The 6,298-nt window shown below is 59.1% G+C and carries 7 protein-coding genes and 1 tRNA gene; all 8 read left to right on the forward strand.

All coding sequences use genetic code 11. The features are described from left to right. Window positions 1-231: 231 nt before the first annotated feature. The 8 genes from E0486_RS13820 (at window position 232) to E0486_RS13855 (ending at window position 6,228) form a co-directional block, all read left to right on the forward strand. The gene (locus tag E0486_RS13820; RefSeq protein WP_131852785.1) at window positions 232-816 is read left to right on the forward strand and encodes a DUF4136 domain-containing protein; all 585 of its coding nucleotides are present in this window, start codon (window positions 232-234) and stop codon (window positions 814-816) included. 135 nt (window positions 817-951) lie between these two features. Beyond that, window positions 952-1,023, forward strand: a tRNA-Glu gene (locus E0486_RS13825). 195 nt (window positions 1,024-1,218) lie between these two features. Next, the gene (gene gap, locus E0486_RS13830; RefSeq protein WP_131852787.1) at window positions 1,219-2,229 is read left to right on the forward strand and encodes a type I glyceraldehyde-3-phosphate dehydrogenase; all 1,011 of its coding nucleotides are present in this window, start codon (window positions 1,219-1,221) and stop codon (window positions 2,227-2,229) included. A 92-nt stretch (window positions 2,230-2,321) separates the two neighbouring features. Next, entirely contained in the window at window positions 2,322-3,515 is a 1,194-nt protein-coding gene (locus E0486_RS13835; protein WP_131852789.1) for a phosphoglycerate kinase, read from the forward strand. A 140-nt stretch (window positions 3,516-3,655) separates the two neighbouring features. Further along, the gene (locus tag E0486_RS13840) at window positions 3,656-4,372 is read left to right on the forward strand and encodes a LemA family protein (protein WP_131852791.1); all 717 of its coding nucleotides are present in this window, start codon (window positions 3,656-3,658) and stop codon (window positions 4,370-4,372) included. A 2-nt stretch (window positions 4,373-4,374) separates the two neighbouring features. Next, the gene (locus E0486_RS13845; protein ID WP_131852793.1) at window positions 4,375-4,839 is read left to right on the forward strand and encodes a TPM domain-containing protein; all 465 of its coding nucleotides are present in this window, start codon (window positions 4,375-4,377) and stop codon (window positions 4,837-4,839) included. 3 nt (window positions 4,840-4,842) lie between these two features. Further along, on the forward strand, window positions 4,843-5,676 hold the full coding sequence (locus E0486_RS13850) for a TPM domain-containing protein (RefSeq protein ID WP_131852795.1): 834 nt from the start codon (window positions 4,843-4,845) through the stop codon (window positions 5,674-5,676). 168 nt (window positions 5,677-5,844) lie between these two features. After that, on the forward strand, window positions 5,845-6,228 hold the full coding sequence (locus tag E0486_RS13855; RefSeq protein ID WP_131852797.1) for a hypothetical protein: 384 nt from the start codon (window positions 5,845-5,847) through the stop codon (window positions 6,226-6,228). The last annotated feature ends 70 nt before the right edge of the window (window positions 6,229-6,298 follow it).

Below are 6,298 nucleotides of genomic sequence, written 5' to 3' on the forward strand. Positions count from 1 at the left end.
GCGTGAGCCATCAGCCGTCAGCCCGCGATGCGCGCTAAAAAGAACGGATGCCAAAGGCATCCGTTCTTTAGTAGTAGCCGTTAGCGCTCACGGCTCACGGCTCACGGCTCACGGCTGACGGCTCACGGCGACGGCTCACGGCTTACAGCTCACGATTTCACATTCCCTTGCAAACGAAAGCATACTTTTTGCCGTTAATAGGTTGAGCTAAAAGCAAAGGAGTATCAACCTATGAAACGTTTACAAACACTCGGCTTGCTGGCCTTATCCGCACTTTTCTTCGCGGGGTGCGGCAGTGCAGCCCATGTGGAGAAAGACCCGGCGGCCAACCTGAGCCGCTATCATTCATTTGCCTGGGTGGAAACCCGGGATGCCCGCGATACCGTGAAGACGCCGGTATCCGACCTGACCGAGCGCAACATCAAGGCCGCCGTGAACAGCGAGCTGCAGAAGGAAGGTTGGGTGGAAAATACGGCCCGTCCCGATGTGCTGATCACCTACGACGTGCTGGTGGAGAAATCGGTGCGTGAGAACAACAACCCGGTTTATTCACAGCCCTACACCCGGTATTATTACAATCCTTATTCGCGCCGCTACATCCCGGTGTATTACCCCTCGCAGTTCCTCGGCTACGACCGCACCGAAGAAGCCGTGCGTGAGGCCACGATGACCGTACGCCTGGTGGATGCGAAGACGGACAAGACGGTATGGCAGGGCTGGACCACCGGCGATGTGAACAGCCGCAACCTGACTTCGAAAGAAGTCCAGTCGGCCATACGCAGCATCTTCCGTAAGTTTGACGTCGCGAGTCGCTAACATCGGTTCGCTCAGAATCAATGCGAAGAATCCCGTCCCTAAAAAGAGATGGGATTTTTTTTGAAATATTTTTGGAGAAATGACTGACGCCCTTATCTTTGCACTCCCGAAAACAACGGGACAGTTCTTAAAAATGCCGCGTTCGTCTAAGGGCTAGGACACCTCCCTTTCACGGAGGCGATACGGGTTCGAATCCCGTACGCGGTACAGAGACAGCCTCGCACCAGGTGCGGGGCTTTTTTGTGCCCTGTCGGGAGCGACCGCGCAACGCCGCCGTGGGTTTCCCTGCCCCAACGCACACCGCTCACTGTGTACCTCCGGGCGGCTTCAACTGTACCGCTCCCATTTCCGGCAATTCAATACCTTCGCCCCGCATTATTCATCAAAAAAATCGCTTAGAATATGTCAGTAAAAGTTGCCATCAACGGCTTTGGACGCATCGGACGCCTGGTATTCCGCCAGATTCACAACATGGAAGGCATTGATGTGGTGGCCATCAACGACCTGACCAGCCCCGCCGTACTGGCCCACCTGCTCAAGTACGACTCCGCCCAGGGCCGCTTCAACGAAGACGTGAAGGCAACCGACAACGCCATCGTGGTGAATGGTCACGAAGTGAAGATCTACGCCCAGAAAGATCCCGCCCAGATTCCCTGGGGCCAGCACGACGTAGACGTGGTGATCGAATCCACCGGCTTCTTTACCGATAAGGCCAAGGCCGAAGCCCACATCACCGCCGGCGCCAAGCGCGTGGTGATCTCGGCACCCGGTACCGGCGACCTGAAGACCGTTGTGTTCAACGTGAACCACGCCATCCTCGACGGCTCCGAAACGATCATCTCCTGCGCTTCCTGCACCACCAACTGCCTCGCCCCGATGGCCAAGGTGCTCAACGATAGCTACGGCATCCTGTCGGGCATCATGACCACCATCCACGCGTATACCAACGACCAGAATACGCTCGACGCCCCGCACCCCAAAGGCGACCTGCGCCGCGCCCGCGCCGCCGCCGCCAACATCGTTCCCAACAGCACCGGCGCCGCCAAGGCCATCGGTCTCGTGCTCCCCGAGCTGAAGGGTAAACTCGACGGCACCGCCCAGCGCGTTCCCACCATCACCGGCTCGCTCACCGAGCTCGTGACCGTGCTGAACAAGAAAGTGACCGTAGAAGAGATCAACGCCGCGATGAAAGCCGCCGCTAACGAAAGCTACGGGTACACCGAAGATGAAATCACTTCCACCGACATCATCGGCATGCACTTCGGCTCGCTGTTCGACGCCACGCAAACAAAGGTGCTTACCAATGGCGACGTGCAACTGGTGAAGACCGTTAGCTGGTACGACAACGAAATGAGCTACGTATCGCAGCTGGTGCGCACGGTGAAGCATTTCGCCGGCCTCATCAGCAAGTAAACTTATTACCGTTATAGCAACCCCGGCCAAAGCGCCGGGGTTTTTTGTTGCCCCCGGCCTTACATTTGGAGCGCACTAATGCATCCTTTGTTATGGCCAACTTTTCCTCGTATAACTTCTCGGGCCGGAAAGCCCTTGTCCGGGTGGATTTCAACGTTCCGCTCGATGCATCCTTCGACATTACCGACGACACCCGCATCCGCGCCACCATTCCCACGATCCAGAAGATCCTGGCCGACGGCGGCTCGGTGATCCTGATGTCGCACCTGGGCCGCCCCAAGGAAGGTCCGACGGATAAATATTCGCTGAAGCACGTCGTTGACCACCTGTCGGAACTGCTCGGACGTAAAGTGGACTTCGCCGCCGACTCCATCGGCGAGGAGGCGGTGAAAAAGGCCGCCGCCCTGCAGCCCGGCCAGGTGCTGTTGCTGGAAAACCTGCGCTTTTATAAAGAAGAGGAAAAAGGCGATCCCGACTTTGCGCAGAAGCTCGCCCGCCTCGGCGACGTTTATGTAAATGACGCCTTCGGCACGGCCCACCGCGCGCACGCCTCCACGGCCGTCATCGCGCAGTACTTCGAGCCCGCCAACCGGCTGTTCGGCACCGTGATGGAAGGCGAAGTGCAGAGCGCCGAGAAAGTGCTGCACAGCAGCGAGAAGCCCTTCACCGCCATCATTGGCGGCGCCAAGGTGAGCGACAAGATCCTGATCATCGAGAACCTGCTCGACCGCGCTACCGACATCATCATCGGCGGTGGTATGGCCTATACCTTCGTCAAAGCGATGGACGGCAAGATCGGCTCCTCGCTCTGCGAGAACGACCGAATCGACACGGCCCGCGAACTGCTTAAAAAAGCGGAAGAAAAGGGCGTGACCCTGCACCTGCCTTCCGACTCCATCATCGCCGATAAGTTTGCCGCCGATGCCGACATCTCGTCCGCGCTGAGCAACACCATTCCCGATGGCTGGATGGGCCTCGACATCGGCCCGCTGGCCTGCGATATGTTTACCAAGGTGCTCCATGCTTCCAAAACGATCCTCTGGAACGGCCCGATGGGCGTGTTCGAAATGGAAAAGTTCCAGCACGGAACCAAGGCCGTAGCCAAGGCCGTAGCCGAAGCGACCGCCAATGGCGCCTTCTCGCTCGTGGGCGGCGGCGACTCCGTAGCGGCCGTCAACCAGTTTGGCTACCACGACAAGGTAAGCTACGTATCCACCGGCGGCGGTGCGATGCTCGAATACTTCGAAGGCAAGGAACTGCCGGGTATCGCGGCAGTGAAAGCGTGACCCTGGTGAGCTACTGAGCGTTTGAACGAGTGAGCAAGGGCCTACCTATCGGTGACCGGCTCACCTGCCAAAACTGCAGCTCTGCAGCCGTGGTTCGTTATTTGATTGGAACAACTAACTTTAAAACAAACAAACAGACAATGAAGACTTCAACCTTGGTCCTGGTGATCATTTTGGGCATCGTGCTCGTACTCGGCGGCTGCGTCGGCTGCGGCGCCATCGGCTTCCAGAAGCGCACCGTAGGCCTGGAAGAGAACGTACGCGGGCAATGGGGTAATGTGCAGACGCAATACCAGCGCCGTTCGGACCTCATTCCCAACCTCGTGAATACCGTTAAGGGCGAAGCCAATTTCGAGCGCGGAACGCTTACCGACGTGATCAACGCCCGTGCGAAGGCCACCTCGATGCAGATCTCACCCGAAAACCTGACCCCCGAGAACATCCAGCGCTTCCAGCAGGCCCAGGCCCAGCTCTCGGGCGCGCTCAGCCGCCTTCTTGTCGTGTCGGAGCAATACCCCAACCTGCGCGCCAACGACGCCTTCCGCAACCTGCAAACGCAGCTCGAAGGCACCGAGAACCGCATCGCCGTAGCCCGCAAGGATTACAACGAAGCCGTGCAGCAATACAACACCTCCATCCGCGCGTTCCCGAACAACATCTACTCGGGCTGGTTCGGATTCAGCCAGAAGGGCTACTTTGAAGCCGACCCCGGCGCGAAGAACGCGCCCAACGTCAATTTCGACAACAACAGCGGCACGGCTCCCTCCGGTACCAATTCGGCACCCGCACCGGGCTCCTCCACCGCGCCGGTTCCGGGCACCAATACCGCCCCGCAGGCGCAACCGCAAAAACAATAACCATGGGTTGGTTCTCCCGCTTCCGCCGCAAGGAAGACTTTTTCACCGACGCCCAGAAAGCGCAGCTCGTGCAGGCCATCCAGTCGGCCGAGCGGCGCACTTCGGGTGAGGTGCGCGTGTACGTGGAAAGCCATTGCTCGTACGTAGACGCCATCGACCGGGCGAAGGAAGTCTTCGCCAGCCTGAAGATGTACGAAACGGAGCTGCGCAACGCCACGCTGGTTTACATTGCGGTGAAAGACCGGCAGGCCGCCGTTTTCGGCGACGCCGGCATCCACGAAAAGGTGGGGCCGCACTACTGGCAGGAAACCATCGGCGGTATGCTGCGCGAATTTCGCGCCGAGCACCTTGCCGACGGCATCTGCGTGGGTATCAGCCGCCTCGGCGAAGCCCTGCAGGCCTACTTCCCCTACGACGCTTCCACCGATAAGAATGAACTGCCGGACGATATCGTGTTCGGAAAATAGCCCATGAAGAAATTCCTGCTATCCCTCAGCCTGCTGCTGGCCGTACTCTTTGGGTTCGGACAAAGCGTGGAGAAGTTTGTTCGCGAACAATACCCCCGCCCGACGCCCCCGCACCTGGTCAACGATTTTGCCAACGTGCTTTCGCCCGAACAGAAATCGGCCCTCGAGTCGAAGCTGCTCGACTATGCCGACAGCACCACGACCCAGATCGCCATCATCACCGTGCCCACGATCGGCGACCTGCCGCGCGAGGAGGTGGCGCTCGAATTCCTGCGGCAGTGGGGCGTTGGCCAGAAGGGCAAAGACAACGGCATCGTGTTCCTGGCCTCCATCAACGACCGCAAACTGCGCATCGAGGTGGGCTACGGCCTGGAAGGCTCCGTGCCCGATATCACCACCAAGAACATCATCGAAACCGATGTGATCCCGGCATTCAAAGCCGGTAATTACTACCGCGGCTTCGACAATGCCACGACGTCGCTGTTCAAGGCGGCAGCCGGTGAATACAAGGCCCCGGATGGCTACAGCTCGCGCGAGCCTGCCGACGGCGGGTACAGCGGCGGGCAAAGCCGCGGCAGCAACCGGCTGCTCACGATCATCATTTTTGTCGTGGTGCTGGTCCTTTTTTCGGGCCTGTGCGGCGGCGGCGGCGGCGGTGGCTATATGTCGCGCCGTGGCTACCGCGGCTTCGGCGGCGGCGGCATGTTCTTCCCCGGCTCCTTCGGCGGCGGTGGCGGCGGCGGCGGTTTTGGCGGCTTCGGCGGCGGCGGCGGAGGCGGCTTCGGTGGCTTCGGCGGCGGCTCGGGCGGCGGCGGCGGCGCCAGCGGCGACTGGTAAGCAGTGGAAAATGAATAGTGAATAATGCGTACTGAATAATGTATCACAAAGCATTCGGAACGAAAGCAGGCAGCGAAAGCGCCGGCTTTCCCTTTATCATGGCAACGTTTGCATAGTTGGAGCGGCCGATTTGCGGCGGAGCGCTTATTTTTAGTGAAACAAGTTGCCATGAAAAAGATACTGCTCGTTTGCTGCTTTGCCGTGCTCGGCGCCACCTCTTTTGCGCAGTCGGGCCCCACCGATGCACCCGTGTCCAAGGAAGAAAAAGCCCGCCAGAAAGCCCGTCAGGAGCAAGACCTGAACGATGCCTTCAAGGCCACCGGCCTCACCGATTCGCAGGTCAGCTCCGTACGCGAGGTACTCGAAACCGCCAGTAAGGCCAGCAAAGAGCTGAAAGCCAACACGGCCCTCACCGAAGACCAAAAGGTGGAAGCCAAGAAGAAAATCAGCGACGACAAGAATACCCGCCTCAAGGAGATCATGGGCGCCGATACCTACCGCAAATGGAACGAAGTGCGCAAGGAGCAGAAAGCCCGCGCCAGCGCCGAATAATTTCAGATCTCAGATTCCGGATTTCAGATGCTGAGTCCTATAAAAAGAAAAGCTTCCCCGCGGGGAAGCT

The organism is Flaviaesturariibacter aridisoli, assembly GCF_004343705.1.
GTDB classification, from domain to species: domain Bacteria; phylum Bacteroidota; class Bacteroidia; order Chitinophagales; family Chitinophagaceae; genus Flavisolibacter; species Flavisolibacter aridisoli.

Coding starts and splice junctions, on each gene's coding strand:
- E0486_RS13820 (WP_131852785.1), top strand. CDS start 232: ATGAAACGTTTACAAACACTCGGCTTGCTGGCCTTATCCGCACTTTTC.
- gap (WP_131852787.1), top strand. CDS start 1,219: ATGTCAGTAAAAGTTGCCATCAACGGCTTTGGACGCATCGGACGCCTG.
- E0486_RS13835 (WP_131852789.1), top strand. CDS start 2,322: ATGGCCAACTTTTCCTCGTATAACTTCTCGGGCCGGAAAGCCCTTGTC.
- E0486_RS13840 (WP_131852791.1), top strand. CDS start 3,656: ATGAAGACTTCAACCTTGGTCCTGGTGATCATTTTGGGCATCGTGCTC.
- E0486_RS13845 (WP_131852793.1), top strand. CDS start 4,375: ATGGGTTGGTTCTCCCGCTTCCGCCGCAAGGAAGACTTTTTCACCGAC.
- E0486_RS13850 (WP_131852795.1), top strand. CDS start 4,843: ATGAAGAAATTCCTGCTATCCCTCAGCCTGCTGCTGGCCGTACTCTTT.
- E0486_RS13855 (WP_131852797.1), top strand. CDS start 5,845: ATGAAAAAGATACTGCTCGTTTGCTGCTTTGCCGTGCTCGGCGCCACC.